The organism is Streptomyces sp. NPDC004031 (assembly GCF_053604375.1).
In genome coordinates this window covers 81,759-107,654 of sequence record NZ_JBSGHL010000025.1, presented here as the reverse complement: position 1 = coordinate 107,654, position 25,896 = coordinate 81,759, and the positions used below count along the sequence as shown (strand labels likewise).

26 protein-coding genes are annotated in these 25,896 nt (G+C 71.9%); 21 read left to right on the top strand and 5 right to left on the bottom strand.

The window, feature by feature from the left end:
* Window positions 1-877 (bottom strand): helix-turn-helix domain-containing protein (locus ACWERV_RS18490; RefSeq protein ID WP_452934082.1); only part of this gene is annotated, 877 nt, incomplete at its 3' end.
* 127 nt (window positions 878-1,004) lie between these two features.
* Here ACWERV_RS18490 and ACWERV_RS18485 point away from each other — a divergent pair.
* The gene (locus tag ACWERV_RS18485; protein WP_452934080.1) at window positions 1,005-1,313 is read left to right on the top strand and encodes a hypothetical protein; all 309 of its coding nucleotides are present in this window, start codon (window positions 1,005-1,007) and stop codon (window positions 1,311-1,313) included.
* Between the two features lie 106 nt (window positions 1,314-1,419).
* On the top strand, window positions 1,420-1,836 hold the full coding sequence (locus ACWERV_RS18480; protein WP_452934078.1) for a DUF5959 family protein: 417 nt from the start codon (window positions 1,420-1,422) through the stop codon (window positions 1,834-1,836).
* Between the two features lie 28 nt (window positions 1,837-1,864).
* On the opposite strand, the gene ACWERV_RS18475 is transcribed toward ACWERV_RS18480, so the two are convergent.
* Window positions 1,865-2,275, bottom strand: coding sequence for a VOC family protein (locus ACWERV_RS18475; protein ID WP_452934076.1), 411 nt, complete (start codon window positions 2,273-2,275; stop codon window positions 1,865-1,867).
* A 232-nt stretch (window positions 2,276-2,507) separates the two neighbouring features.
* On the opposite strand from ACWERV_RS18475, the gene ACWERV_RS18470 reads away from it, so the two are divergent.
* Both ACWERV_RS18470 and ACWERV_RS18465 read left to right on the top strand, forming a co-directional pair.
* Window positions 2,508-3,923, top strand: coding sequence for a glycoside hydrolase family 16 protein (locus ACWERV_RS18470; RefSeq protein ID WP_452934073.1), 1,416 nt, complete (start codon window positions 2,508-2,510; stop codon window positions 3,921-3,923).
* Between the two features lie 85 nt (window positions 3,924-4,008).
* Window positions 4,009-4,569 carry an HD domain-containing protein gene (locus ACWERV_RS18465; protein ID WP_452934071.1) on the top strand — a complete coding sequence of 187 codons (561 nt, stop codon included), beginning with the start codon at window positions 4,009-4,011 and terminating at the stop codon, window positions 4,567-4,569.
* 17 nt (window positions 4,570-4,586) lie between these two features.
* On the opposite strand, the gene ACWERV_RS18460 is transcribed toward ACWERV_RS18465, so the two are convergent.
* Both ACWERV_RS18460 and ACWERV_RS18455 read right to left on the bottom strand, forming a co-directional pair.
* A complete protein-coding gene (locus ACWERV_RS18460; RefSeq protein WP_452934068.1) occupies window positions 4,587-5,027 on the bottom strand; it encodes a hypothetical protein in 441 nt (146 codons plus the stop codon).
* A gap of 90 nt (window positions 5,028-5,117) precedes the next feature.
* Complete coding sequence (locus ACWERV_RS18455) at window positions 5,118-6,122, bottom strand: NADP-dependent oxidoreductase (protein WP_452934065.1); 1,005 nt, start codon at window positions 6,120-6,122, stop codon at window positions 5,118-5,120.
* 344 nt (window positions 6,123-6,466) lie between these two features.
* On the opposite strand from ACWERV_RS18455, the gene ACWERV_RS18450 reads away from it, so the two are divergent.
* The 3 genes from ACWERV_RS18450 (at window position 6,467) to ACWERV_RS18440 (ending at window position 8,300) form a co-directional block, all read left to right on the top strand.
* Complete coding sequence (locus ACWERV_RS18450; RefSeq protein WP_452934092.1) at window positions 6,467-7,363, top strand: LysR family transcriptional regulator; 897 nt, start codon at window positions 6,467-6,469, stop codon at window positions 7,361-7,363.
* A gap of 11 nt (window positions 7,364-7,374) precedes the next feature.
* The gene (locus ACWERV_RS18445) at window positions 7,375-7,884 is read left to right on the top strand and encodes a pyridoxamine 5'-phosphate oxidase family protein (RefSeq protein WP_452934063.1); all 510 of its coding nucleotides are present in this window, start codon (window positions 7,375-7,377) and stop codon (window positions 7,882-7,884) included.
* 164 nt (window positions 7,885-8,048) lie between these two features.
* Window positions 8,049-8,300: a hypothetical protein gene (locus tag ACWERV_RS18440; protein ID WP_452934060.1), complete on the top strand. Its 252-nt coding sequence runs from the start codon at window positions 8,049-8,051 to the stop codon at window positions 8,298-8,300.
* A gap of 3 nt (window positions 8,301-8,303) precedes the next feature.
* On the opposite strand, the gene ACWERV_RS18435 is transcribed toward ACWERV_RS18440, so the two are convergent.
* Entirely contained in the window at window positions 8,304-9,161 is an 858-nt protein-coding gene (locus ACWERV_RS18435; RefSeq protein WP_452934058.1) for a C40 family peptidase, read from the bottom strand.
* A 578-nt stretch (window positions 9,162-9,739) separates the two neighbouring features.
* On the opposite strand from ACWERV_RS18435, the gene ACWERV_RS18430 reads away from it, so the two are divergent.
* Genes ACWERV_RS18430 through nuoN form a run of 14 tightly spaced genes read left to right on the top strand, consistent with a single transcriptional unit; the run spans window position 9,740 to window position 25,851 of the window.
* Window positions 9,740-10,099: an NADH-quinone oxidoreductase subunit A gene (locus ACWERV_RS18430; RefSeq protein WP_167986559.1), complete on the top strand. Its 360-nt coding sequence runs from the start codon at window positions 9,740-9,742 to the stop codon at window positions 10,097-10,099.
* Window positions 10,100-10,127: 28 nt separating this feature from the next.
* Window positions 10,128-10,682, top strand: coding sequence for a NuoB/complex I 20 kDa subunit family protein (locus ACWERV_RS18425; protein ID WP_398185758.1), 555 nt, complete (start codon window positions 10,128-10,130; stop codon window positions 10,680-10,682).
* Window positions 10,679-11,404, top strand: coding sequence for an NADH-quinone oxidoreductase subunit C (locus ACWERV_RS18420; protein WP_398185755.1), 726 nt, complete (start codon window positions 10,679-10,681; stop codon window positions 11,402-11,404). Before ACWERV_RS18425 ends, ACWERV_RS18420 begins: the two co-directional genes overlap by 4 nt.
* Window positions 11,401-12,738, top strand: coding sequence for an NADH-quinone oxidoreductase subunit D (locus tag ACWERV_RS18415; protein WP_398185752.1), 1,338 nt, complete (start codon window positions 11,401-11,403; stop codon window positions 12,736-12,738). Before ACWERV_RS18420 ends, ACWERV_RS18415 begins: the two co-directional genes overlap by 4 nt.
* Window positions 12,735-13,610 carry an NADH-quinone oxidoreductase subunit NuoE gene (gene nuoE, locus ACWERV_RS18410; protein ID WP_398185749.1) on the top strand — a complete coding sequence of 292 codons (876 nt, stop codon included), beginning with the start codon at window positions 12,735-12,737 and terminating at the stop codon, window positions 13,608-13,610. Before ACWERV_RS18415 ends, nuoE begins: the two co-directional genes overlap by 4 nt.
* Window positions 13,610-14,944 carry an NADH-quinone oxidoreductase subunit NuoF gene (gene nuoF, locus ACWERV_RS18405; protein ID WP_452934053.1) on the top strand — a complete coding sequence of 445 codons (1,335 nt, stop codon included), beginning with the start codon at window positions 13,610-13,612 and terminating at the stop codon, window positions 14,942-14,944. Before nuoE ends, nuoF begins: the two co-directional genes overlap by 1 nt.
* A complete protein-coding gene (locus tag ACWERV_RS18400) occupies window positions 14,941-17,460 on the top strand; it encodes an NADH-quinone oxidoreductase subunit G (RefSeq protein ID WP_452934050.1) in 2,520 nt (839 codons plus the stop codon). Before nuoF ends, ACWERV_RS18400 begins: the two co-directional genes overlap by 4 nt.
* Window positions 17,457-18,830: an NADH-quinone oxidoreductase subunit NuoH gene (nuoH, locus tag ACWERV_RS18395; protein WP_452934048.1), complete on the top strand. Its 1,374-nt coding sequence runs from the start codon at window positions 17,457-17,459 to the stop codon at window positions 18,828-18,830. Before ACWERV_RS18400 ends, nuoH begins: the two co-directional genes overlap by 4 nt.
* Window positions 18,823-19,476, top strand: a complete 654-nt coding sequence (gene nuoI / locus ACWERV_RS18390; RefSeq protein WP_398185738.1) for an NADH-quinone oxidoreductase subunit NuoI — start codon at window positions 18,823-18,825, stop codon at window positions 19,474-19,476. The genes nuoH and nuoI overlap by 8 nt, the downstream gene beginning before the upstream one ends.
* A complete protein-coding gene (locus tag ACWERV_RS18385) occupies window positions 19,473-20,393 on the top strand; it encodes an NADH-quinone oxidoreductase subunit J (RefSeq protein WP_398185735.1) in 921 nt (306 codons plus the stop codon). Before nuoI ends, ACWERV_RS18385 begins: the two co-directional genes overlap by 4 nt.
* The gene (nuoK, locus tag ACWERV_RS18380; protein ID WP_031518880.1) at window positions 20,390-20,689 is read left to right on the top strand and encodes an NADH-quinone oxidoreductase subunit NuoK; all 300 of its coding nucleotides are present in this window, start codon (window positions 20,390-20,392) and stop codon (window positions 20,687-20,689) included. The genes ACWERV_RS18385 and nuoK overlap by 4 nt, the downstream gene beginning before the upstream one ends.
* Window positions 20,690-20,702: 13 nt before the next feature.
* Window positions 20,703-22,607 (top strand): NADH-quinone oxidoreductase subunit L, encoded by a 1,905-nt coding sequence (gene nuoL, locus ACWERV_RS18375; protein WP_398185731.1) that lies wholly within the window; start codon window positions 20,703-20,705, stop codon window positions 22,605-22,607.
* 2 nt (window positions 22,608-22,609) lie between these two features.
* Window positions 22,610-24,199 (top strand): NADH-quinone oxidoreductase subunit M, encoded by a 1,590-nt coding sequence (locus ACWERV_RS18370; protein WP_452934045.1) that lies wholly within the window; start codon window positions 22,610-22,612, stop codon window positions 24,197-24,199.
* On the top strand, window positions 24,196-25,851 hold the full coding sequence (gene nuoN, locus ACWERV_RS18365) for an NADH-quinone oxidoreductase subunit NuoN (RefSeq protein WP_452934043.1): 1,656 nt from the start codon (window positions 24,196-24,198) through the stop codon (window positions 25,849-25,851). The genes ACWERV_RS18370 and nuoN overlap by 4 nt, the downstream gene beginning before the upstream one ends.
* Window positions 25,852-25,896: the final 45 nt, after the last annotated feature.

Sequence of the window (25,896 nt, the reverse complement as noted above, 5' to 3'; positions counted from 1 at the left end):
TGACCATCCGGTTGTCGCCGCCTGCGGGCAGCTTCGCGACGCGGGCCGCCTCCTTCTCGGCCGCCGCCATCATGGCCGCCGCCCGCTCGTAGTCGCCGCCGCGTGCGGCGGAGGTGGCGGCGCTCATGGTCAGCCCACCCCACACCTTGAGCCCGGCGGCGGTGGACGTGAGGTCCGCGGCCTTCATCGCGTCCGCCGCGTGCAACGCGATGGCGAGGGCGTCCTCCAGGCGGCCCTGCCGCTGGTAGGTCCAGGCCGTCGAGTTGACGATCATCGGAAGGAGCAGCGGATCGGCGGACCGCTCCGCCGCGCCCACCGCGCGCTCCAGGCCCGCGAGCGCGAGGTCCGTCTTGCCCATGCGGACCGCCACGTGCCCAGCGAGCTGGAGCGACTTCCCCAACGCCGCGAAACCGGCGGCCCGTTCGTCGTCGCCACCTGCGGCCGAGGCGGCGCGCGCCTCGGCGATCAGGTCGGGCAGGGCTTTCATGACGGCGTCGAACTCGGCGTCGTGGTACTGCGTCCAGGCCTCCGCGATACGGTCGCGCAGCCCGCTCGCCGAGAAGTCCGCCCCGAGGGGAGGGGGCGGTGGCCCCCAGAGCGCGGGCATGATCGCCCTCCGCACGGCGACGAAACGCGGCCCGTCGCTCTCCCCGGAAGCGGTGACCCCCGGCGGATCCCCGAGCAGCGTCGTCAGCTCCACGCCGAGCCCGTTCGCCAGCGCGTGCAGCGTCGGCAGCCGCGCCGAATGCTTCCGCCGCTGCTCCAACTGCCGGACGACGTCCACGGACACACCCGACCGCTCCGCCAACTCCTCCTGCGTGAGGTCGGCCAGCCGCCGCAGCCGCCGCAGGGTCTTTCCCAGGTGCTCGCTCGCCACGCCGCAACCGTACGCCCGCGTGACGTCAGGCGGGCGAGGCCGACGACCTGGGCGGCACGTGGCTTCGTCTCTGCCGCTTTCCAGCGGATCACGGCACAGGCCGGCCCGGCGGTGATGCAATGAGTTCATGCGACCGGAGCAGTGTGGGACCAAGATCCACATAGATGTGTGGCATGAACGCGCGCTCCCGCCGGGACGTGAGCCGCTCAGGCTACGGACGGTGCTGCGCTGCTCGCTCCTGCCGATCGTGGTCTGGGGCGTCGTCGGGGGCCTCCTCTTCCTCCTCAGCCCGATCGCACCGGCGGTCGAGGCGGTGTTCTTCGCGCTGTTGCTCGCCGTGGTGTCCGGATTCCGCCGCAGGGCGGGACACACGGTCCGCTGCTGCGTCTACGGCGCCCTGGGGGGAGTGCTCGACAAGTCCCTGGTCGGGTTCTGAGAGCCGGGGCGGCGAGGGCCCGCGCCTGATGCCGGGCGGGCTCCGGGAGGGAATGAGGGAGGCGGGCCGTACGATCGGGGCACGTGCGAGCCGGGAGGGGGCCGTCATGGCCGAGGAGCCGATCGATCTGTTCCGATTCGAGGGTGACGGGAACAGCGTCGTGCTGCGGATCAGCGGGAAGGACAAGAACGTTCTGTTGAGCGGGGAGTTCGTGGTCGAGACGCCCTTCGTGTCCGGCAGCCTGCGGACCGGGATATCCGGGGACGACCTGGGGGAGTGGCAGCAGGCGCTGGACCTGCTCGACACCGGGCACGAGATCTCCTGGCGCGACGGGGCCGGTGCTCCGTGGCTGTACGTCGAGCTCGACGAGGACGACGGGGGCCGGTGCCACGTCACGGTCAAGGACGCGCAGGCGTCCGGCGCGGGGGTGACCGTGCCCGTGCCGCTGGACGACGCCTGGTTCGACGACGCCTACCGGCGCCTCGACCTCGTCCGGGAGTTCCTGGAGCGGCGCGAGGCGTGAGCCCGGGGCCCGGGGCCCGAGGCGGGGCTCAGTCCGCGAGGTAGAGGCAGAAGGGGTGGCCCGCGGGGTCGAGGAGGACGCGGACGCCGGGCTGGGGCTGGTGGGCCGCGGGGCGCGCGCCGAGGGACAGGGCGTCGGCCACGGCCGCGTCGAGGTCGGTGACCTCGAAGTCCAGGTGCATCGTGATGCGTGGGGCTCCGTCCCGGGCGGGCCAGACCGGGGGGACGTAGTCCGCCGAGCGCTGGAAGGCCAGGTAGGCGACGCCCTCCTCGGGGGCGATGGCCACCCAGTCCGGCTCCTCCTTGTCGATCCGCCAGCCCAGCACCCGGACGTAGAAGCGTGCCAGCGCCGCCGGGTCGGGCGCTTCGAGGACGACGCCCCACCAGTCGTGGCGGGCCATCCGGGGGGTGTCGGGCAGGTGCTGGGGGCGTCCGTGCATGGTGTCGAGTATCGCGGGCGGGGGAGACGGGCCGATGGCCCCGCGGGCGGCGGTACGGGGCGTGTCGCCGGGGGCGTACGGGTCGCGGCGGGCCGCGCCACTCCGTCTCGTCCGCGCGCGGGATATTGACGTGTGCCTGCCATTGGTTGACACTCCACGGCAACCGGGAGTCTGAGAGCGCTCTCAGGAGGGCCCGGCGTCCCCCCACCGCCCGCAGAGAGGTCACACGGCCATGAGTCAGCGCACGCGCGATCACGCAACACCGCCCCCAGCACGGCGTGTTCGGGGCCGGTTCCGGCGGCGGCGGGGGCTCGGTGCCGGGCTCGGCGCGCTCCTGCTGGGGGTCGGCGCCCTGCTCGGGGTGTCGCTGGGCGGCGGGCCCGCCGCCGCTGCCGTGCCGAGCCCGCCGTCGGGCTGGACCACCGTCTTCAGCGACGACTTCAACGGCGCGGCCGGCACCGGCCTCGACCGCGCGAACTGGCTCTACGACACCGGCACCGGCTACAACTACCCCGGCGCCGCCGCGAACTGGGGCACCGGCGAGATCGAGACGGCCACCGACTCGACCGCCAACGTCTACCAGGACGGCTCCGGGCACCTCGTCATCAAGCCGGTCAAGGACCCGTCCGGGCACTGGACCTCGGGCCGGGTCGAGACGCAGCGCACCGACTTCGCCGCCCCGGCGGGCGGCCAGTTGGAGATCAGCGCCTCGCTGAAGCAGCCCGCACCGGCCAGCGGGCTGGGCTACTGGCCCGCCTTCTGGGCGATGGGCGCCGACGCCCGCCCGGTCGGGGCGACGAACTGGCCCGGCATCGGCGAGCTGGACATCATGGAGGACGTCAACGCGCTGAGCCAGCACTCGACGACCTTCCACTGCGGGGTGTGGGCGGGCGAGTGCCACGACCCGGACGGCATCAGCAGCGGCCTCCAGCCGTGCGGCGGCTGCCAGTCGGGCTTCCACACGTACTCCGTGGTCATCGACCGCACCAACACCTCCGCCGAGCAACTGCGCTTCGCCCTCGACGGCCAGGTGACGTACACGGTCAACGAGAACCAGGTCTCGACGGCGACCTGGCAGGCGGCCGTCGACCACGGCTTCTTCGCCATCTTCGACGTCGCGATCGGCGGCTCCTACCCGAACAAGGTGTGCGGCTGCACCTCCCCCTCGGCCGACATCAGCTCGGGCGCGGCCATGACGGTCGACTGGATCGCCGTCAACCGCACGACGGGCGGCAGCGGCACCGGCGGTACGACCACGGGCACGTCCACGGGCACCTCAACGGGTACGAGCACCGGCACCTCCACCGGTACGAGCACCGGTACGTCCACGGGTACGAGCACCGGTACCTCCACCGGCAGCACCGGCGGCAGCACCACCGCGCCCGACTACACCGCCGGGGCGGCGACCACCGGTTCCGGCCAGGTGCGCATCACCTTCACCCCGACCACGCCCGCCGCCTACGTCGACGTGCACTACCTCGTGAACGGCGCGGGCCAGCAGAACTTCCGGATGGCCAACAGCGGCGGCACCTGGACGCAGACGGTCAGCGGCCTGTCGTCCGGCGCCGTGCTCACCTACTGGTTCACGTACGAGAAGAGCGGCCCGCAGTACGACACCCCGCACTTCACGTACACCTACACCGGGTAGCGGAGAGGGGGCGGGTGTACGGCGGGTCCCCCGGGGGTCAGCCGCCGTACACCTGCCGTTCGGCCCGGCGGGGCACCGTGGCGGCGTGAGAGAGAACAAGCCCCGCGCCCTCGCGTCCGTGGACGCGCTCATGGACCTGCTCGCCGACTGCCACGACGCCTGGGACACCCCGGACCGCACCGGCGACCCGGTGGACATCCTCGACCACGGGCTCCAGGTGGCCGCGCTGCTCGCCGCCGCGCACCCCGCCGACGAGGAGCTCCAGCTCGCGGGCCTGGTGCACGACATCGGCCATGTGCTGGTGCCCGGCGACGAGGCCGGGCACGGCGAGCACGCCGCCGCGGCCGTGACGGCGCTGCTCGGGCCGCGGGTCGGCCGCCTCGTCGCGCTGCACATCCCCGCCAAGCGCTACCTCGCCGCGACCGACCCGTCGCTGGCCCTGTCGCCGGAGAGCGCGCGGACGCTGGGCTGCCAGGGCGGGGCCATGACGCCCGCGGAGGCGGCCGTGTTCAAGGCCGACCCCGACTTCGCCGCCGCGGTGGCGCTGCGCCGCGGGGACGACGCGGGCAAGGTCGTCGGCCTGCGCGTCCCCGGCCTGGAGCACTGGCGCCCGGTCGTCGCCCGGGTCGCCGCCGCCCACCCCTGACGCCGCGGGCCGCAGCGTCACGCCGTCCCGTTCGCCCAGGCCAGGGCCGCGCGGACGAGGGTGGAGTCCCGCAGCGGGACGGCCAGCGCCCACGGGGTGCCGGCGGCGGTGAACGTGAGGAGGGTGCAGCGGCTGAGCGGCACCCCCGGTGTCACCGCGAGGACGTCGAAGGGCGCGTCGAGCGTGACCGGGGAGCGGCCGGGGCGGGCCCGGAAGGTGCGGTGCCAGGTCAGCGGGGTGGGCGACGCCGGGTCCAGGACGAGGAAGCCCTGGCGCATGCGGCGGTTGCGGTAGGTGTGCGCGGCCACCCCGCGCGCCTCGCCCGCCGCGAAGGCCTCCCGGTCCGCCGCCGCGACCGCCGCGCCCCGCGGGGTGAACTGCCACAGCACCCGGCGCGGTTCCCGGACGAGGTCCAGGAGCGCCATCGTCCCCGCCGACCGCCGTACCGTCCTGCCCATCCGCCGTCCCCCTCCACGCGCGCGTCCCCTCTCGGGATCATCCCGCCGGGGAGCGGGAGGACGGGCCCGTTCCGCCGATGCCGCCACCGGCTACGTGTCGGCGCGCACGATGATCTTCCCGGTGTTCGCGCCGCGCAGCATGCCCAGGAAGGCGTCCACGACGTGCTCGAAGCCGTCCACCACCGTCTCGTCGAGCGCGAGCCGGCCGGACTGCAGGTGCGGGACCGCGAACGCGTACAACTCTTCCTGGAGATGGCGGTAGTTGCTGACCAGGAAGCCCTCCATGCGGAGGCTCTTCTCCACGATCTGCGCGTAGTCGACGGCCGGAGGCGGCGCGTCCGGGGTGTTGTACGTGCTGATGGTGCCGATCCGGACGATCCGGCCGAACTCGCGCAACGCGCCGACCGCAGCCGCCAGTTGGTCGCCGCCGACGTTGTCGACGAAGACGTCGATGCCGTCGGGCGCGGCCTCGGCGAGCAGGGCGGCGGCCGGGCCGTCGTGGTAGTCGAAGGCCGCGTCGTAGCCCACCTCCCCGGTCAGATGGGCGACCTTGGCCGCCGAGCCCGCGCTGCCGACGAGCCGCCCGGCGCCCAGCAGGCGGGCGAAACGGCCGGTGGCCGTGCCGACGCCGCCGGCCGCGGCGGACACGAAGAGGTCGTCACCCGCGCGGAACCGGGCGACGCGGGTGAGGCCGACGTAGGCGGTCAGCCCCGTGCCGCCGAGGACGCTCAGGAAGGCGGTCAGCGGGACGCCGTCGAAGGGGGGCAGCCGGCGGACCTCCTCGGGGCCGACCACGGAGTGCGTACGCCACCCGCGCCGGTGGAAGACGATCTCGCCCTCCGCCAGTTCCGGCGTGCGCGAGGCGACGACGCGCCCGATCGTCCGGCCTTCGAGCGGGGCGTGCAGCGCGAAGCCGCCGGGCACGTCGTCCATCAGCTCGCGGTGGTAGGGGTCGACGGACCAGTAGAGGTTCGCCACGAGCGCGGTGCCGGGCGCGGGTTCGGGGACCGCCGACTCGACGAAGGCGAAATCCCCGGCCTCGGGGAAGCCGTGGGGGCGGGCGGTCTGCTGGACGGTGATCGCGTGCTCGCTCATGCCCCGGACGCTAGGCCGGGAATGGCGCCCGGCGGCAGCCGGTTGGGCTCATACGACGGCCCGTTCCATGAGCGCTTCTCATGGGTGGGAGCGTACGGGCGGGGCCGGCACGCAGGAGTCCCGCGCGCACGCGTCCCGTACGTTCCAGACCCGTACGTTCCGGTCCCGTACGAACGAACCCGTCCACGTCCGACCCCGTCCACGTCCGAGCCCCGCCCGGGTCCGCGCCCGAGCCCGTACGCCCGAGGTGAGCGCCCGTGCCCCCGACGTCCGACGACGGCACCGACCGCGGCACCCCCGCCCCCGCCGGCGGAGCCACCCGCACCGACCTCGCCCCCCACGAGCTGCGCGTCCTCGTCGCCGTCGCGGACACCGGCGGCTTCTCGGCGGCGGCCGGCGCGCTCGGCCTCACCCAGTCCGCCGTCTCCCACTCGGTACGCGGCAGCGAGCGCAAGATCGGCGCCGTCCTCTTCGACCGGGGCCGCCGCGGGGCGAGCCCCACCGCGGCGGGGGAGAAGGCGGTGGCGCACGCCCGCCGCATCCTGCGGCTGCTGGACGTGCTCGCCGCGGAGGCGCGCGGGGCGGACCGGCTGCGCACCCCGCACGGCCCGCTGCGGATCGCGGCCTTCCGCAGCACCGCGCTGCAGCTGCTGCCGCCGGTCCTGGAGCGGCTGCGCGCGCGGCACCCGGGGATCGAGCCGCGGGTGCGGATCGTCCGCGAGGTCGGGCGCGGCGCGGCGGGCGAAGTGGCCGACGGGCGGGCGGACCTGGCCCTCGTCACCCTGGACGGGGCGCGACTGCCCGCCGGGCTGGTGGCGGGCGGGCTCTTCGAGGAGAGCTACAGCCTGGTGCACCCGGCCGGGCATCCGGCGCCGCGCTCGCTGCCGCTCGTCGACTGGGCCGAGAACTGCGGCTCGTACACCCGCGCCTGGTGGGAGGCGCAGGACTGGATCCCGCAGGCCACGGTCGAGGCCGAGGACGACGGCGCGGTGCTCTCGCTCGTGGGCGCGGGCCACGGCATGGCGATCATGCCGGCCCTCTCCCTGACCGGCGCCCCGGACACCGTCGAGGTCACCGACCTCGGCCCGCGCCGCCCGACACGCCGGATCGGCTACGTGACCACGCCCGAACTCGCCGCCTCCGCCGCCGTACGCGCCCTGGTCCGCGAGCTGCGGGCGGCCGCCCCCGCCCGGCGGGGCGTACGCCCGGGGACCGATGCGCCGGGCGGGCGGCACGGCTAGCGTCGTGCCGCATGACGACGAACGACACGACGCACGACACCGCTGACGACACCCCGGCCCCGGCCCCTGACAACGGCCCGCGCACCCGCGCCGCGCGCAAGGCGAACGCGCTGCGGATCCTGGCGGAGGAGCTGGACGTGTGGGTCGCGACGGCCGACCCGGCGGGCGGCGGCCCGACGCTGATGCCGCTCACGTTCTGGTGGGACGGCGAGGCCGTGTGGCTCGCGACGCGGCCGACCAACCCCACGGGCGCGAACCTCGCGGCGACCGGCACCGTACGGCTGTGCTTCGGGACGACGCGGGACGTCGTGCACGTCGAGGGCGACGTCACCGCCTTCGCCGCGGACGCGCTCCCGCCCGGCGTCGGCGACTCCTTCGCCGCCAAGGACGGGTGGGACCCGCGCAAGGACCCCGAGCCGTACCACTTCTACCGTGTCGCCCCGCGGCAGCTGCGGGCCTGGGGGACGGTCCCCGAGCTGCGGGACCGCCTCCTCATGAAGGCGGGCCGCTGGCTGGTCTGAACTGCCCGTGCCCGCACCGGACGTGGAGATCTGGTGGACGCGGCGCCGACTCCGCTCCGATGTCGGACCCTTGACCGGGAGTGAAAACCCCGTCGGATTCCGGATCCGGTGATCGGAGCGAGGGAGCAGACACGGACGCGCGGCTCGCCGCACATCACCGAGCGGTGACCACGGGGGAGGGGCCGGTCCCGCCCGGCCGCGCACCCGACGGCGGGACGCACGGCACGGTCGGTTCGGTCGCCTTCCCCCGTGACGGCCGCCTGGTCACCGTCGGGGAGGACGGCGTGATCCGGCTGTGGGACCTGGACCCCGAGCACGCCGCGCGGTGGATCTGCTCCCTCACGCGCGACGTGCTCACCGCGCGGCAGTGGAAGAAGTACATCCCGCAGCTGCCGTACGACCCGCCCTGCGGGTGAGCGTCACAGGACGCGGACGGCCCAGTCCGGCTCGGAGTAGGTGAGCGGCTTGATGCCCACCGGGGAGGACGGGTTGGCCGCGTCCAGGTACTGGCCGTCGCCGATGTAGACGCCGACGTGGTAGGCGCTGCCCTCGCCGCCCCAGAAGACGAGGTCGCCGGCGCGCAGGGAGTTCATCGAGACGGGCGTGCCCACCGTCGACTGCTCCTGCGAGGTGCGCGGCAGCGAGATGCCGACGGTGGCGTACGCGGTCTGGGTCAGGCCCGAGCAGTCGTACGACGAGGGGCCGGTGGCGCCGTAGACGTACGGCTTGCCGATCTGCGCCTTGAGGAACGCGATGAGCTTGTCGACCTTGGAGGCCGAGGGTGCCGCGGCGCTCGACGAGGAGGACGAGGAAGAGGAGGAGGCGGCGGCCGGGGTCGCGGTGAGCTTCGCGCGCTTGGCGCTGCGCGAGGCGGCCAGCGCGGTCGCGGTGGCCCGCGCCTTCGCGGCCTTCGCGGCGACGGCGGCCTTGTGCGTCGCCGAGGCGGCGGCAGCGGCGGTGGACGCGGCGTGCTCGCGGGCGGCGGCGAGGGTGTGGGCGAGCGCGTTCTGCGCGACGGCGTCGGCTGCCTGCCGGGAGGTCACCGCGGTGGAGAGCGGGGAGGCGTCGAGGGAGGTCGGCGTCGAGGCGTCGGGACGCCCGTGGTTGTCGGCGAGGGCGGGTGCGCCCGCGCCGCCGAGTGCGATGGCGCTGACGACACCGCCGACGAGTCCGGCCCTGCGCGTCCAGTTGGGGCGCGTCGGCGCGGCGTGCCGCCGGCGGCCGCTATGGGACGGCGTGGCGGTGGCCGCGGGTATCTGCGGTCTGTTCTGGGACATGCGTCTTTGGCTATCAGGAACGAATGGTTCCGTTCAAGAAAGGTGGGATGCGCCACAGTTGACGTGCGCACGGCTCAAATGCCCGTTTCGTGATCTTGATCTTCTGATGGTTTGACGCACTTTCACATCAGTGGCCCGATTTGTGCTCGTGCACGCGTTCACGCGGCCGGTTCCCTGCCGCCGGACGGTCGCGACCCACCCCGTCCGGCGTCCGCCCGCGCGCTATCACGCGGCCGCGTCCAACTCCAATTTGCCCGGGGCCACCCTCGCTTGATAATGAACCCACCCCTCTGACCAGCGAGAATTAACAGGGATGTGACATGAAGTGATCGTTTGGGAGTGATCTGCCTCAAGAACACCGCTCATCCGACTTCATGATCATTGGCCGGGTGGTGGAGATCACAAAGGTGAGCCGGTACCCCGTGTCGCAGATCACAGACCGGGAGGCATAGGATGCAGGCGACTTGGGCTTGTGAACTGCCTCACATAGGCGCGATCTTGGTCGCGGAGTGAGGGGGCTCACACCGCGAGTCGGTCCGTACATGTCAGTCACTGCCGACTGGAAGGAGCGGGGGACGGTGAACGCCTACGCGCCCATCCTCGTGCTGGGGGGCATCGCGGCCGGCTTCGCGATCTTCTCCGTTTTCATGGCCTCGATCATCGGGCCGAAACGGTACAACCGGGCCAAGTTGGAAGCGTACGAGTGCGGCATCGAGCCCACCCCGCATCCGGCCGGCGGCGGGCGCTTCCCGATCAAGTACTACCTGACGGCGATGCTCTTCATCGTCTTCGACATCGAGATCGTCTTCCTCTACCCCTGGGCCGTCACCTTCGACCGCCTGGGGATGTTCGGGCTCGTGGAGATGCTCCTCTTCGTGCTCACCGTCTTCGTCGCCTACGCCTACGTGTGGCGGCGCGGCGGCCTGGAATGGGACTAGGGACCGAGGGGACAAGGGGAGCCAACCCATGGGTATCGAAGAGAAACTGCCGAGCGGATTCCTGCTCACGACGGTGGAGCAGGCGGCCGGTTGGGTACGCAAGGCGTCGGTCTTCCCGGCCACCTTCGGCCTGGCCTGCTGCGCCATCGAGATGATGACCACCGGCGCGGGCCGCTACGACATGGCCCGCTTCGGCATGGAGGTCTTCCGCGGCTCGCCGCGGCAGGCCGACCTGATGATCGTCGCGGGCCGGGTGAGCCAGAAGATGGCGCCGGTGCTGCGGCAGGTCTATGACCAGATGCCGAACCCCAAGTGGGTCATCTCGATGGGCGTGTGCGCGTCCAGCGGCGGGATGTTCAACAACTACGCGATCGTCCAGGGCGTCGACCACGTGGTGCCGGTCGACATCTACCTGCCCGGCTGCCCGCCGCGCCCCGAGATGCTGCTCGACGCGATCCTCAAGCTGCACGAGAAGATCCAGGGCTCCAAGCTCGGCGTGAACCGCGAGGAGGCGGCCCGCGAGGCGGAGGAGGCCGCCCGCAAGGCGCTCCCCACCATCGAGATGAAGGGGCTCCTGCGATGAGCGACACCGGCAGCGGCACCGCACCCGTCCCCGCCCCCCGCGAGCAGCAGCCCGGCGAGGTCATCGGGGTGCGCCGCGGCATGTTCGGCGCCGACAAGGGCGGCGACACCTCCGGTTACGGCGGCCTGGTCCGCACCGTCCGGCTGCCCGGGGCGAGCACGCGCCCGTACGGCGGCCGGGGCGGGGTCTTCGACGAGATCGCCGACGAGCTGGAAGGCGCCCTGGAGGAGTCGGGGCTGCCGCCCGCCGACGCGATCGAGAAGGTCGTCGTCGACCGCGGCGAGATGACGCTGCACATCGCCCGCGAGCACCTGGTGCGGGTCGCGCAGACGCTGCGCGACGACCCGGCGCTGCGCTTCGAGCTGTGCACGGGCGTCAGCGGCGTCCATTACCCCAGCGACGAGGGCCGCGAGCTGCACGCCGTCTACCACCTGCGGTCGATCACCCACGGGCGGCTGATCCGGCTGGAGGTCGGGGTGGCCGACGCCGACCCGCACATCCCCTCGCTCGTCGGCGTCTACCCGACGAACGACTGGCACGAGCGCGAGACGTACGACTTCTTCGGCATCGTCTTCGACGGGCACCCCGCGCTCACCCGGATCATGATGCCGGACGACTGGCCCGGCCACCCGCAGCGCAAGGACTACCCGCTCGGCGGCATCCCCGTCGAGTACAAGGGCGCTCAGATCCCGGCTCCCGACCAGCGGAGGTCGTACTCATGACGAACGGATACGCGTCCCCCCAGCAGGCGGAAGAGCGCGAGACCACCGAGGGCCGGGTCTTCACCGTCACCGGCGGCGACTGGGACGAGCTGGCCGAGCAGGTCAGCGGCACCGACGACGAGCGCATCATTGTCAACATGGGCCCGCAGCACCCGTCCACCCACGGCGTGCTGCGGCTGATCCTGGAGATCGACGGCGAGACGGTCACCGAGGCCCGCTCCGGCATCGGCTACCTGCACACCGGCATCGAGAAGAACATGGAGTACCGGACCTGGGTCCAGGGCTCCACGTTCGTCACGCGCATGGACTACCTGACGCCGCTGTTCAACGAGACCGCCTACTGCCTCGCCGTCGAGAAGCTGCTCGGCATCGAGGACCAGGTCCCGGACCGCGCCACGGTCCTGCGGGTGCTGCTCATGGAGCTCAACCGGATCTCCTCCCACCTGGTGTGCATCGCCACCGGCGGCATGGAGCTGGGCGCCACCACGATCATGATCTACGGCTTCCGCGACCGCGAGATGATCCTGGACATCCTGGAGCTGATCACCGGCCTGCGGATGAACCACGCGTACGTCCGTGTCGGCGGCCTCGCGCAGGACCTGCCGCCCGGCGCGGTGGACCAGATCCGCGAGTTCGTGAAGAAGTTCCGCAAGAACCTGCCGGAGTACGACAAGCTCGCGACCGGCAACCCCATCTTCAAGGGCCGTATGCAGGACGTCGGCTACCTCGACCTCACCGGCTGCATGGCGCTCGGCGCGACCGGCCCGGTGCTGCGCGCCGCGGGCCTGCCGCACGACCTGCGCAAGTCCGACCCGTACTGCGGCTACGAGAACTACGACTTCGAGATCCCGACGGCCGACTCCTGCGACTCCTACGGGCGCTTCCTCGTCCGGGTCGCGGAGATGCACGAGAGCCTGCGGATCGTCGAGCAGTGCCTGGACCGGCTCGCGCCCGGCCCGGTCATGGTCGAGGACAAGAAGATCGCCTGGCCCGCGCAGCTCGCGCTCGGGCCGGACGGCATGGGCAACAGCCTCGACCACATCAAGAAGATCATGGGCACCTCCATGGAGGCCCTGATCCACCACTTCAAGCTGGTCACCGAGGGCTTCCGGGTGCCGCCGGGGCAGGCCTACGCGGCGGTCGAGTCCGCGAAGGGCGAACTGGGCGTGCACGCGGTCAGCGACGGCGGCACACGCCCGTACCGGGTGCACTTCCGCGACCCGTCGTTCACCAACCTTCAGTCCATGGCGGCGATGTGCGAGGGCGGCCAGGTGGCCGATGTCATCGTCGCCGTTGCGTCCATCGACCCCGTGATGGGAGGCGTCGACCGATGACCGACGTGTCACTGGGCATCCCCGAGATGCCCGCGCCCGACTACCCGGCCGACGTGCGCGACCGGCTGGAGAGCGACGCGAAGGAGGTGATCGCCCGCTACCCCGGCTCGCGCAGCGCGCTGCTGCCGCTGCTGCACCTGGTGCAGTCCGAGGACGGCCATGTCACGCGCACCGGCATCCGCTTCTGCGCCGAGATGCTGAACCTCACCACCGCCGAGGTCACCGCGGTCGCGACCTTCTACACCATGTACCGCCGCAAGCCGAGCGGCGACTACCAGGTGGGCGTCTGCACCAACACGCTGTGCGCGGTCATGGGCGGCGACGCGATCTTCGACGAGCTCAAGCAGCACCTCGGCGTCGGCAACGACGAGACCACCGCCGACGGCAAGGTCACGCTGGAGCACATCGAGTGCAACGCGGCCTGCGACTTCGCGCCCGTGGTGATGGTCAACTGGGAGTTCTTCGACAACCAGACGCCCGAATCCGCCAGGGCGCTCGTCGACGACCTGATCGCCGGACGCGAGGTACGGCCCACCCGCGGCGCGCCGATCTGCACGTACAAGGAGACCGCGCGGATCCTCGCCGGTTTCCCCGACCAGCGCGAAGGCGCGGTCGAGGCGAGCGGCGGCGCGGGCCCCGCGTCGCTCGCGGGCCTGCGCCTGCACCGCGGCGAGGCACCCGCGCACACCGTGCCGCAGCAGGCCGAGCCGCACCGCACCGAGAGCGGCGCCTTCGACACGCCGTCCTCGCCCTCGCCCGCCGCGCACCCCAGCTCGCACGACGCCCCGCAGCAGACCGCGGTCTCCGACCCGGACAACCCGGCCGGACCCGCGGGCGGATCCACCGAACCGACCCGTGGGGAGGGCGAGTGATGACCGTGGAATCGGCCGAGAAGCTGCTCGCGCCCGTCCTGTCGGCCTTCTGGGACGACCCGAGGTCATGGACGCTGGACACCTACCGCCGGCACGACGGCTACGAGGGCCTGGCCAAGGCCCTCGCGATGCCGCAGGACGACGTCATCGCCTACGTCAAGGACTCGGGCCTGCGCGGCCGCGGCGGCGCGGGCTTCCCCACCGGCATGAAGTGGCAGTTCATCCCGCAGGGCGACGGCAAGCCGCACTACCTCGTCGTCAACGCCGACGAGTCGGAGCCGGGCACCTGCAAGGACATCCCGCTGCTCTTCGCCAACCCGCACTCCCTCATCGAGGGCATGATCATCGCGTGCTACGCGATCCGCTCGCATCACGCCTTCATCTACCTCCGCGGTGAGACCGTCCCCGTCCTGCGCCGGCTGCACGAAGCCGTCCGCGAGGCCTACGCGGCCGGCTACCTGGGCAACGACATCCTCGGCAGCGGCTTCGACCTCGAACTCACCGTGCACGCCGGGGCCGGGGCGTACATCTGCGGTGAGGAGACCGCGCTGCTGGACTCGCTGGAGGGCCGCCGCGGCCAGCCGAGGCTGCGCCCGCCCTTCCCCGCCGTCGAGGGGCTCTACGCCTGCCCCACTGTGGTGAACAACGTCGAATCCATCGCGTCGGTTCCCGCGATCATGCTGCGCGGCAAGGAGTGGTTCCGCTCCATGGGCAGCGAGAAGTCCCCGGGCTTCACGCTCTACTCGCTGTCCGGCCACGTCGCCCGCCCCGGGCAGTACGAGGCCCCGCTCGGCATCACCCTGCGGCAGCTGCTGGACATGGGCGGCGGCATGCGCCCCGGCCACCGGCTGAAGTTCTGGACGCCGGGCGGCTCGTCCACCCCGATGTTCACCGAGGAGCACCTCGACGTGCCCCTCGACTACGAGGGCGTGGGCGCCGCCGGGTCGATGCTCGGCACCAAGGCGCTCCAGTGCTTCGACGAGACCACGTGCGTGGTGCGCGCGGTCACCCGCTGGACGGAGTTCTACGCCCACGAGTCGTGCGGCAAGTGCACCCCGTGCCGCGAGGGCACCTACTGGCTCGTCCAGTTGCTGCGCGACATCGAGGCCGGAAAGGGCTCGCCCGGCGACCTCGACAAGCTGAACGACATCGCCGACAACATCAACGGCAAGTCCTTCTGCGCGCTCGGCGACGGCGCCGCCGCGCCGATCTTCTCCTCCCTCAAGTACTTCCGCGCGGAGTACGAGGAGCACATCGAGCGCAAGGGCTGCCCCTTCGACCCGGCCCGCTCCACCGCCTGGGCCGACAAGTACCGTACGGAGGCCCACGCGTGACCGTCACCACAAGCAGTGCGTCCTCCGGCGCGGGGCAGCCCGCGGTGCCGCCGGAGGACCTGGTCTCGCTGACCGTCGACGGCATCCCGGTGTCGGTGCCCAAGGGCACCCTGGTCATCCGGGCCGCGGAGATGGTCGGCGTCGAGATCCCGCGGTTCTGCGACCACCCGCTGCTGGACCCGGTCGGGGCCTGCCGGCAGTGCATCGTCGAGATCGAGGGGCAGCGCAAGCCCGTCGCGTCCTGCACCATCACCTGCACCGACGGCATGGTGGTGACCACCCAGCTCACCTCGCCCGTCGCCGAGAAGGCGCAGCGCGGTGTGATGGAGCTGCTGCTCATCAACCACCCGCTCGACTGCCCGGTGTGCGACAAGGGCGGCGAGTGCCCGCTGCAGAACCAGTCGATGAGCCACGGCGACTCCGACTCGCGCTTCGACGGCAAGAAGCGCACGTACGAGAAGCCGGTGCCGATCTCCGCGCAGGTGCTGCTGGACCGCGAGCGCTGCGTGCTGTGCGCGCGCTGCACCCGCTTCAGCAACCAGGTCGCGGGCGACCCGATGATCGAGCTGCTGGAGCGCGGGGCGCTGCAGCAGGTCGGGATCGGCGCGGGCGACCCCTTCGAGTCGTACTTCTCCGGCAACACCATCCAGATCTGCCCGGTGGGCGCGCTCACCTCGGCCGCGTACCGCTTCCGGTCGCGGCCCTTCGACCTGGTGTCGTCCCCCTCGGTGTGCGAGCACTGCGCGGGCGGCTGCGCCACCCGCACCGACCACCGGCGCGGCAAGGTGCTGCGGCGCCTGGCCTCCAACGACCCGGAGGTCAACGAGGAGTGGCTGTGCGACAAGGGCCGCTTCGGCTTCCGCTACGCGCAGCGGCCCGAGCGGCTCACCCACCCGCTGGTGCGCGGCGCCGACGGTGAACTCGCCCCGGCCTCCTGGCCGGAGGCGCTGGCCGCCGCCGCCGCCGGGCTCGGCGCGGCGCACGGCCGGGCGGCGGTGCTGCCCGGCGGCCGGATCACGGTCGAGGACGCGTACGCGTACGCGAAGTTCGCCCGGGTCGTGCTCGGCACCAACGACGTGGACTTCCGGGCCCGCCCGCACTCCGCCGAGGAGGCCTACTTCCTGGCCTCCGCGGTCGCCGGACGCGGCCTTGACCTGGACCGCACCGGAGTCACCAACCGCGCGCTGGAGGCGGCCCCGACCGTCCTGCTCGCCGGGCTGGAGTCGGAGGAGGAGGCCCCCGGCGTCTTCCTGCGGCTGCGCAAGGCCCACCGCAAGCGGGGGCAGCAGACGTACGCGCTCGCCACCCACGCCACCCGCGGCCTGGAGAAGGCCGGCGGCATCCTGCTGCCCGCCGCCCCCGGCACCGAACCGGAGTGGATGGACGCGCTCGCGGGCGGCGTCGGCCTGGACGAGGCCGGGCGGGAGGCCGCCGACGCGCTCCGCAAGGAGGGCGCGGTCATCCTGGTCGGCGAGCGGCTCGCGACCGTACCCGGCGGCTACACCGCCGTCATCCGGCTCGCCGCCGCCACCGGCGCGGCACTGGCGTGGATCCCGCGCCGGGCGGGCGAGCGCGGCGCGGTCGAGGCGGGCGCGCTGCCCGGACTGCTGCCCGGCGGACGCCCGGTGAGCGACCCGCGGGCCCGCGACGAGGTCGCCCGGGTGTGGGGCCTGCCCACGCTGTCCGGCCGCTACGGCCGCGACACCGGCGAGATCCTGCGGGCCACCGCGAGCGGCGAGCTGGGCGCGCTGGTCGTCGGCGGCGTCGAACTCGCCGACCTGCCCGACCCGGCGGCCGCCCGTGCGGCGCTGGACGCGGCGGGCTTCGTGGTGAGCCTGGAGCAGCGGCCGAGCGAGGTCACCGACCGCGCCGACGTGGTGCTGCCGGTCGCCGCGGTCGCCGAGAAGGCCGGCACCTTCCTCAACTGGGAGGGCAGGGCGCGGATGTTCGAGACCGCGATCAAGCCCGACCAGGCCACCGCGCGCCACCAGCTGTCCGACGCCCGGGTCCTGACGATGCTCGCCGACCAGATGGACGTCGCGCTCGGCCTGGCCGACGTGCGCTCCGCGCGGATCGAACTGGACCGGCTCGCCGGATGGTCCGGCCCGTACGCGGCCGCGCCGCTGGACTCCTCGGTGCCGCTGCCCCGCCCCGAGCAGGGCCAGGCGGTGCTCGCCGGGCACCGGCTGCTGCTCGACCGGGGCCGTCTCCAGGACGGCGACGACGCGCTCGCCGCCACCCGGCACGCCGCCGTCGCCCGGCTGTCCGCCGCGACGGCCACCGAACTGGGCCTGGCCGAGGGCGACCTGCTGACCGTGACGGGACCGGCGGGGGCGACGACGCTGCCGCTGGCCGTCACCCCGATGCCCGACCGCGTGGTCTGGCTGCCGCTCAACTCGACGGGCTCCGGCGTCGCTTCCGACGTGGGCGCCCTCCCCGGACAGGTCGTCGCGATCGCCGCCGCCGAGGTCCCGGCGGACGGCGCGGCCGCGCAGGGCCAGGAGGTCACGTCATGAGCAGCCAACTGGCCGCTACCGCTGAGAACTTGTCGTTCTTCGGCAACGACGTGTGGTGGCTGATCCTCCTCAAGGCGGTGTTCTGCTTCGCCTTCGCGATGCTGACCGTGCTGTTCTCCATCGTGTGGGAGCGCAAGGTCGTCGCGTGGATGCAGCTGCGCATCGGCCCCAACCGGCACGGCCCCTGGGGCATGCTCCAGTCGCTCGCCGACGGTGTGAAGCTCATGCTCAAGGAGGACATCACCGTCAAGCGGGCCGACAAGGTGGTGTTCGTCCTCGCCCCGATCGTGGCGGCGATCCCCGCGTTCATGTCCTTCGCGGTGATCCCCTTCGGCCCGGCCGACAACGAGGTCTCCATCTTCGGCCAGCGCACCGCGCTCCAGCTCACCGACCTGCCGATCGGCATCCTCTACATCCTGGCCACGGCCTCCGTCGGCATCTACGGCATCGTGCTCGCCGGCTGGTCGTCCGGCTCGACCTACCCGCTGCTCGGCGGCCTGCGCGCGTCGGCCCAGATGATCTCCTACGAGATCGCGATGGGCCTGTCCTTCGCGGCGGTCTTCCTCTACTCCGGGTCGATGTCGACCTCGACGATCGTCGAGGCCCAGCACGACCGCTGGTACCTGGCGCTGCTGCCGGTGTCCTTCCTCGTCTACATCTGCACGATGATCGGCGAGACCAACCGGGCCCCGTTCGACATGCCGGAGTCCGAGGGCGACCTCGTCGGCGGCTTCAACACCGAGTACAGCTCGATCAAGTTCGCGCTGTTCATGCTCGCCGAGTACGTCAACATGGTGACCGTCTCCGCGGTCGCCACGACCCTCTTCCTCGGCGGCTGGCGCGCCCCCTGGCCGATCAGCACCTTCTGGGAGGGCGCCAACCACGGCTGGTGGCCCATGCTGTGGTTCGTCGTCAAGGTGCAGCTGCTGCTCTTCTTCTTCATCTGGCTGCGCGGCACGCTCCCCCGGGTGCGCTACGACCAGCTGATGAAGGTCGGCTGGAAGATCCTCATCCCGGTCTCGATGGTGTGGCTCATGCTCGTCGCCGCGGTCCGCGCGATGCGCAACGAGGACTACAGCTCCACCAAGATCGTGCTGTACGTCGGCGGCGCCGTCCTTGTGCTGCTGCTGGTCTCGCTGCTCGCCGACCTCTTCCGCGACCGCGAGGAGCAGAGCAAACCGGCCGAGGGCGGACTGCTGGCCCCGCCGGAGCGGTTCGACCCGATGGCCGGCGGCTACCCCGTACCGCCGCTGCCCGGACAGCAGGTGCAGCGGGTGCCGCGGCGGCCCAGCCGCGCGGAGCCCCAACTCGTCGGAGCATCCGGCCAGGACGCCCCGGAGCAGGAGAAGCAGGAGGACGGCGATGCCTGAGTTCCTCGGCCCGGTCGCAGGCTTCGGCGTGACCTTCAAGGCCATGTTCAAGAAGCGGCTGACCGAGCAGTACCCGGAGTACAAGAAGCCCACGGCGCCCCGCTTCCACGGCCGCCACCAGCTCAACCGGCACCCGGACGGGCTGGAGAAGTGCGTCGGCTGCGAGCTGTGCGCATGGGCCTGCCCGGCCGACGCGATCTACGTGGAGGGCGCGGACAACACCGACGAGGAGCGCTACTCGCCCGGTGAGCGCTACGGCCGCGTCTACCAGATCAACTACGCCCGCTGCATCCTGTGCGGGCTGTGCATCGAGGCGTGCCCGACCCGCGCGCTGACGATGACCAACGAGTACGAACTGGCCGACCGCACCCGTGAGTCGCTGATCTTCACCAAGGAGCAGTTGCTCTCCGGCCTGACCGACGGCATGGTCGACGCGCCGCACGCGATCTTCCCCGGCATGGACGAGGGCGACTACTACCGCGGCCTGGTCACCGAGGCCGCGCCCGGCACCGAGCGGCAGGTCGCGGTCTCCAAGGGCGAGAAGCCCGACGAGAGCGTGGCCGCCGACGCGGCCGCCGACGTGACGGACGCCGGGGTCACCGCCCCCGGCGGCGCCGCCCCGGCCGGAACGGGGGCCGAGGCATGAGCGCCGCCACCGCTGTGACCCTCGCGGCGGACGCCGCGTCGAAGACCTCCACCGGCGAGGCCGTGCAGTTCTGGATCCTGGGCACGGTCGCCGTGCTCGGGGCCCTGGCCACGGTGCTGATGAAGAAGTCCATCCACAGCGCCCTGTCGCTGGCCGGCACGATGATCGTGCTCGCCGTCTTCTACCTGGCGCAGGGCGCGTACTTCCTCGGCATCGTGCAGATCGTCGTCTACACCGGCGCGATCATGATGCTCTTCCTCTTCGTCGTCATGCTCGTCGGCATCACCGCGGCCGACTCGCTGAAGGAGACGCTCAAGGGCCAGCGCTGGATGGCCGCGCTGTGCGGGCTCGGCTTCGGCATCCTGCTCATCGCCGGTATCTCCAACGCCTCCCTCGACACCTTCGAGGGCACCGGCGCGGCGAGCGCCGCGGACGGCGGCAACGTCCAGGGCCTCGCCCACCTGCTCTTCTCGCAGTACGTGTGGGCCTTCGAGCTGACCGGCGCGCTGCTGATCACCGCGGCGGTCGGCGCGATGGTGCTCACCCACCGCGAGCGCACCGAGGAGCGCCGCACCCAGCGGGAGCTGGCCGAGGCCCGCTTCCGCGAGGGCGGCCACGTCACCCCGCTGCCGGCGCCCGGCACGTACGCCCGGCACAACGCGGTGGACATCCCGGCGCTGCTGCCGGACGGCTCGATCTCGGAGCTGTCGGTCAGCGCGACGCTGCGCGAGCGCGGCCAGATCCGCGACGTGTCCGGCGACGCGATGGAGCGGCTGGCCGCGCTCGACCAGAGCGCGACCCGCTGGCTGGAGCGCGAGGTCGATCTGCCGTCCCGGCCCGCGGTCACCTCGGGCGCGAAGGCGGGCGGCAGCGGTGAGGCGGCGGACAACGACCAGGCCGAGGAGGGTGCCAAGTGAATCCGGCCAACTACCTGTACCTGGCCGCGCTGCTGTTCACCATCGGCGCCGCCGGGGTCCTGATCCGGCGCAACGCGATCGTGGTCTTCATGTGCGTCGAGCTGATGCTGAACGCCTGCAACCTGGCGTTCGTCACCTTCTCCCGGCTGCACGGCAACCTCGACGGGCAGGTCATCGCCTTCTTCACGATGGTGGTCGCCGCGGCCGAGGTCGTGGTCGGGCTCGCGATCATCGTGTCGATCTTCCGTTCGCGCCACTCGGCCTCGGTCGACGACGCCAATCTGATGAAGCTGTAGAGGGGCTGCGACAGTGGAAACCCTGATCGGACTGCTCGTCGCGGCGCCGCTGCTCGGCGCGGGCGTGCTGCTGACCGGAGGCCGGCGGCTGGACCGCACCGGCCACCTGCTCGGCACGCTGCTCGCCCTGCTGTCCTTCGTCCTCGGTGCGGTCCTGTTCGTCAACATGCTGGGCAAGAGCGCGGACGACCGCGCCCTGCACTCGCACCTGTTCACCTGGGTGCCGGTCGACGGCTTCCAGGCCGACGTCGGCTTCCAGCTGGACCAGCTGTCGATGACGTTCGTGCTGCTGATCACCGGCGTGGGCACGCTCATCCACGTCTACTCGATCGGCTACATGGCGCACGACGAGCGCCGCCGCCGCTTCTTCGGCTACCTCAACCTCTTCCTGGCGGCGATGCTGCTGCTGGTCCTCGCCGACAACTACTTCCTGCTGTACGCAGGCTGGGAGGGCGTGGGCCTCGCCTCGTACCTGCTGATCGGCTTCTGGCAGCACAAGCCGAGCGCGGCGACCGCGGCCAAGAAGGCCTTCATCGTCAACCGGGTCGGCGACATCGGCCTGTCGGTCGCGATCATGCTGATGTTCACCACCTTCGGCTCGTTCGCCTTCACCGAGGTGCTGCCGAAGGCGCAGCAGGCGTCGGCCACGCAGCACGCCACGATCACCGGTATCGGCTTCATGCTGCTGCTCGCCGCGTGCGGCAAGTCGGCGCAGGTGCCGCTGCAGTCCTGGCTCGGCGACGCGATGGAGGGCCCGACCCCGGTCTCGGCCCTCATCCACGCCGCGACCATGGTGACCGCGGGCGTCTACCTCATCACCCGCTCCGGCGCGATCTTCAACGCCGCGCCCGACGCGCAGACCGCGGTGGTCACCGTCGGCGCGGTCACGCTGCTGTTCGGTGCGATCGTCGGTTGCGCGAAGGACGACATCAAGAAGGCGCTCGCCGGATCGACGATGTCGCAGATCGGCTACATGATCATGGCCGCGGGCCTCGGCCCGATCGGCTACGTCTTCGCGATCATGCACCTGGTCACGCACGGCTTCTTCAAGGCCGGGCTGTTCCTCGGCGCGGGCTCGGTCATGCACGGCATGAACGACGAGGTCGACATGCGCCGCTACGGCGGCCTGCGGAAGTACATGCCGGTCACCTTCGTGACCTTCGGCCTCGGCTACCTCGCGATCATCGGCTTCCCGGGCCTGTCCGGCTTCTTCTCCAAGGACAAGATCATCGAGGCCGCGTACGCCAAGGGCGGCACCGAGGGCTGGATCCTCGGCAGCGCGGCCCTGCTGGGCGCGGCGATCACCGCGTTCTACATGACCCGTGTGATGCTCATGACCTTCTTCGGCGAGAAGCGCTGGCAGCCGGACGCGGAGGGCCACGAGCCGCACCCGCACGAGTCGCCGTCCTCGATGACCATCCCCATGATCATCCTGGCCTTCGGGTCGGTCTTCGCCGGTGCGCTCTTCAGCCTCAACTCCCGTTTCGTGCACTGGCTGGAGCCGGTCACCGGCCACAGCGAGGGCGACTCGCCGCTCAGCGCGGGCACCGTCACCGCGTGCACCATGGTCTGCCTGGTCGTCGGCGTCGGCATCGCCTGGCTGATGTACGGGCGCCGGTCCGTCCCCGCCGTCGCGCCGCGCGGCTCGCTGCTGACCCGGGCCGCCCGCAGGGACCTGCTCCAGGACGACTTCAACCATGTCGTGCTGGTCCGCGGCGGCGAGCACCTGACCCGCTCGCTCGTCTACCTCGACCACTCGCTGGTCGACGGCGTCGTCAACGGCACCGCCGCCTCCGTCGGCGGCCTGTCGGGACGGCTGCGCAAGCTGCAGAACGGCTACGTGCGCTCGTACGCCGTCTCGATGCTCGGCGGCACCGCGGTGCTGGTGGCCGCGACTCTTCTGATGAGGGCGGTCTGACGATGTCCTTCCCACTCCTGACCGTGGCCGCCGTGGTCCCCGCGGCCGGTGCCGTGGTCACCGCGGCGGTGCCGGCGGCGCGGAAGACCGCCGCCAAGTACACGGCGCTGCTCTTCGCGCTCGCGACGCTCGTGCTCGCGGCGATCGTCCTGGTCCGCTTCGACCCGGACGGCGCCCGCTACCAGCTGACCGAGTCGCACGCCTGGATCAAGGACTTCGGGCTCCGCTACGACCTCGGCGTCGACGGCATCGGGGCGGTGATGGTCGCGCTCACCGCGCTGCTCATCCCGTTCGTGATGCTGGCCGGCTGGCACGACGCCGACCCGATGGAGGAGACCAGCCGGCGCTGGCGGCCCACCCAGGGCTTCTTCGCGCTGATCCTGCTGGTCGAGGCCATGGTGGTGCTGTCCTTCGAGGCCACCGACGTCTTCCTCTTCTACATCTTCTTCGAAGCCATGCTCATCCCGATGTACTTCCTCATCGGCGGCTTCGGCGACCGGGCGCACGCGTCCGGCGAGGAGGAGGCGGCCCGCCAGCGGTCGTACGCGGCCGTGAAGTTCCTGCTCTACAACCTCGCCGGCGGCCTCATCATGCTGGCCGCGGTGATCGGCCTCTACACCGTCACCGCGCACCAGCTCGGCACCGGCACCTTCTCCCTCCCGGAGATCCTCCAGGCCCGCGCCGACGGCAAGCTCGACATCGCGACCTCCACCGAACGCTGGCTCTTCCTGGGCTTCTTCTTCGCCTTCGCGGTGAAGGCCCCGCTGTGGCCGCTGCACACCTGGCTGCCCAACGCGATGGGCGAGTCCACCGCGCCGGTCGCCGTCCTCATCACCGCGGTCGTCGACAAGGTCGGCACCTTCGCGATGCTGCGCTTCTGTCTCCAGCTCTTCCCGGAGGCGTCCAAGTGGGCCACCCCGGTCATCCTGGTGCTCGCGCTCATCAGCATCGTCTACGGCGCCCTGCTCGCCGTCGGCCAGCGCGACATCAAGCGGCTGATCGCGTACGCGTCCGTGTCGCACTTCGGCTTCATCATCCTGGGCATCTTCGCGATGACCAGCCAGGGCCAGTCCGGCGCGACGCTCTACATGGTCAACCACGGCATCTCCACCGCCGCGCTGATGCTCGTCGCGGGCTTCCTCATCACCCGGCGCGGCTCGCGCATGATCGCCGACTTCGGCGGGGTGCAGAAGGTCGCCCCGGTGCTCGCCGGCACCTTCTTGATCGGCGGACTCGCCACCTTGTCGCTGCCCGGACTCGCGCCCTTCGTCAGCGAGTTCCTGGTGCTGGTCGGCACGTTCAGCCGCTACCCGGTGATCGGTATCGTCGCCACCCTCGGCATCGTCCTCGCCGCGCTGTACGTGCTGGTGCTCTACCAGCGCACGATGACCGGCCCGGTCAAGGCAGGCATCGAGGGCATGTCCGACCTCAAGGCACGTGAACTGGTGGTCGTCGCACCGCTGATCGCGCTGCTGCTCTTCCTCGGCGTCTACCCGAAGCCGGTCACCGACATCGTCAACCCGTCGGTGCACCACACGCTCTCCGACGTGCACAAGACCGACCCCAAGCCCGCGCTGGAGGCGAAGAAGTGAGCGCACGAGCCACGGGCCCCGCTGTCCACAGCCTGTGGACAGCGGCGGCATCCACCGACAAGTTCCCCTCGCCACACATCGAGTACGCCCAGCTCGCACCGGTCCTGATCGTCTTCGGGGTCGCGGCGCTCGGCGTCCTGGTCGAGGCCTTCCTGCCGCGCCGCTCCCGCTACACCGCGCAGGTCGGCCTGGCCGCGGTGGGCCTCGCCGCCTCCTTCGCGGCGGTCGTGGCACTGGCCGAGAAGGGCTACGGCACCACCAAGGCCCACATCGCGGCGATGGGCGCGGTCGCCGTCGACGGCCCCGCGCTCTTCCTCCAGGGCACGATCCTGCTGGTCGGCCTGGTCGCCGTCTTCACCTTCGCCGAGCGCCGCCTCGACCCGAGGGCGCACGGCAACCGTGTCGACTCCTTCGCCGCACAGGGCTCCGCCGTCCCCGGCAGCGACCAGGAGAAGGCCGCCGTCCGGGCCGGGTTCACCAGCACCGAGGTCTTCCCGCTGCTGATGTTCGCCGTCGGCGGCATGCTCGTCTTCCCCGCCGCGAACGACCTGCTGACGCTCTTCGTCGCGCTGGAGGTCTTCTCGCTGCCGCTGTACATCCTGTGCGCGCTGGCCCGCCGCAACCGCCTGATGTCGCAGGAAGCCGCCGTCAAGTACTTCCTGCTGGGCGCCTTCTCGTCGGCCTTCCTGCTCTTCGGCATCGCGCTGCTCTACGGCTACTCCGGCACCGTCACCTACGGCGGCATCTCGTCGGTCGTCGACGGCACCGCCACCATGACGCCCGCGCTCGCGAACACCACCGGCAACGACGCGCTGCTGCTCATCGGCCTCGCGATGGTCGCCATGGGCCTGCTGTTCAAGGTCGGCGCGGTGCCCTTCCACATGTGGACCCCGGACGTCTACCAGGGCGCCCCGACCCCGGTGACCGGCTTCATGGCCTCCGCCACCAAGGTCGCCGCCTTTGGCGCGCTGCTCCGGCTGCTCTACGTCGTCCTGCCCGGCATGCGCTGGGACTGGCGCCCGGTCATGTGGGGCGTCGCGATCGTCACCATGCTGGCCGGCGCGATCATCGCCGTGACCCAGACCGACGTGAAGCGCCTGCTGGCCTACTCGTCGATCGCCCACGCGGGCTTCATCCTCGCGGGCGTCATCGCGACCACCCCGTCCGGCATCTCCTCGGTCCTCTTCTACCTCGCCGCCTACTCCTTCGTGACCCTCGGCGCCTTCGCCGTCGTCACCCTGGTCCGCGACGCGGGCGGCGAGGCCACCCACCTCTCCCGCTGGGCCGGCCTCGGCCGCCGCTCCCCGCTGGTCGCGGCGGTCTTCGCGGTCTTTCTGCTGGCCTTCGCCGGCATCCCGCTGACGTCCGGCTTCGCGGGGAAGTTCGCGGTCTTCAAGGCCGCGTCGGAGGGCGGCGCGATGCCGCTGGTCATCGTCGGCGTGATCTCGTCGGCGGTCGCCGCGTTCTTCTACATCCGGGTGATCGTCCTGATGTTCTTCAGCGAGCCGAAGGCGGACGGCCCCACGGTGGCCGTCCCCTCGCCCCTGACGTCCACGGCGATCGCCCTCGGCGTCGCGGTCACCCTGGTGCTCGGCCTCGCGCCGCAGTACTTCCTCGACCTGGCGGACAAGGCGGGCGTGTTCGTGCGGTAGCCCTGCGGGCTGCTGAGTTCTGACGGGGCGCGGATCCTTCGGGGA

Coding starts and splice junctions, on each gene's coding strand:
- ACWERV_RS18455 (WP_452934065.1), bottom strand. CDS start 6,122: ATGAGCGAGCACGCGATCACCGTCCAGCAGACCGCCCGCCCCCACGGC.
- ACWERV_RS18435 (WP_452934058.1), bottom strand. CDS start 9,161: ATGTCCCAGAACAGACCGCAGATACCCGCGGCCACCGCCACGCCGTCC.
- ACWERV_RS18425 (WP_398185758.1), top strand. CDS start 10,128: ATGGGTATCGAAGAGAAACTGCCGAGCGGATTCCTGCTCACGACGGTG.
- nuoI (WP_398185738.1), top strand. CDS start 18,823: ATGCCTGAGTTCCTCGGCCCGGTCGCAGGCTTCGGCGTGACCTTCAAG.
- ACWERV_RS18470 (WP_452934073.1), top strand. CDS start 2,508: ATGAGTCAGCGCACGCGCGATCACGCAACACCGCCCCCAGCACGGCGT.
- ACWERV_RS18415 (WP_398185752.1), top strand. CDS start 11,401: ATGACGAACGGATACGCGTCCCCCCAGCAGGCGGAAGAGCGCGAGACC.
- ACWERV_RS18420 (WP_398185755.1), top strand. CDS start 10,679: ATGAGCGACACCGGCAGCGGCACCGCACCCGTCCCCGCCCCCCGCGAG.
- ACWERV_RS18485 (WP_452934080.1), top strand. CDS start 1,005: ATGCGACCGGAGCAGTGTGGGACCAAGATCCACATAGATGTGTGGCAT.
- ACWERV_RS18385 (WP_398185735.1), top strand. CDS start 19,473: ATGAGCGCCGCCACCGCTGTGACCCTCGCGGCGGACGCCGCGTCGAAG.
- ACWERV_RS18475 (WP_452934076.1), bottom strand. CDS start 2,275: ATGCACGGACGCCCCCAGCACCTGCCCGACACCCCCCGGATGGCCCGC.
- nuoE (WP_398185749.1), top strand. CDS start 12,735: ATGACCGACGTGTCACTGGGCATCCCCGAGATGCCCGCGCCCGACTAC.
- ACWERV_RS18370 (WP_452934045.1), top strand. CDS start 22,610: ATGTCCTTCCCACTCCTGACCGTGGCCGCCGTGGTCCCCGCGGCCGGT.
- ACWERV_RS18460 (WP_452934068.1), bottom strand. CDS start 5,027: ATGGGCAGGACGGTACGGCGGTCGGCGGGGACGATGGCGCTCCTGGAC.
- ACWERV_RS18445 (WP_452934063.1), top strand. CDS start 7,375: ATGACGACGAACGACACGACGCACGACACCGCTGACGACACCCCGGCC.
- nuoF (WP_452934053.1), top strand. CDS start 13,610: ATGACCGTGGAATCGGCCGAGAAGCTGCTCGCGCCCGTCCTGTCGGCC.
- ACWERV_RS18480 (WP_452934078.1), top strand. CDS start 1,420: ATGGCCGAGGAGCCGATCGATCTGTTCCGATTCGAGGGTGACGGGAAC.
- nuoH (WP_452934048.1), top strand. CDS start 17,457: ATGAGCAGCCAACTGGCCGCTACCGCTGAGAACTTGTCGTTCTTCGGC.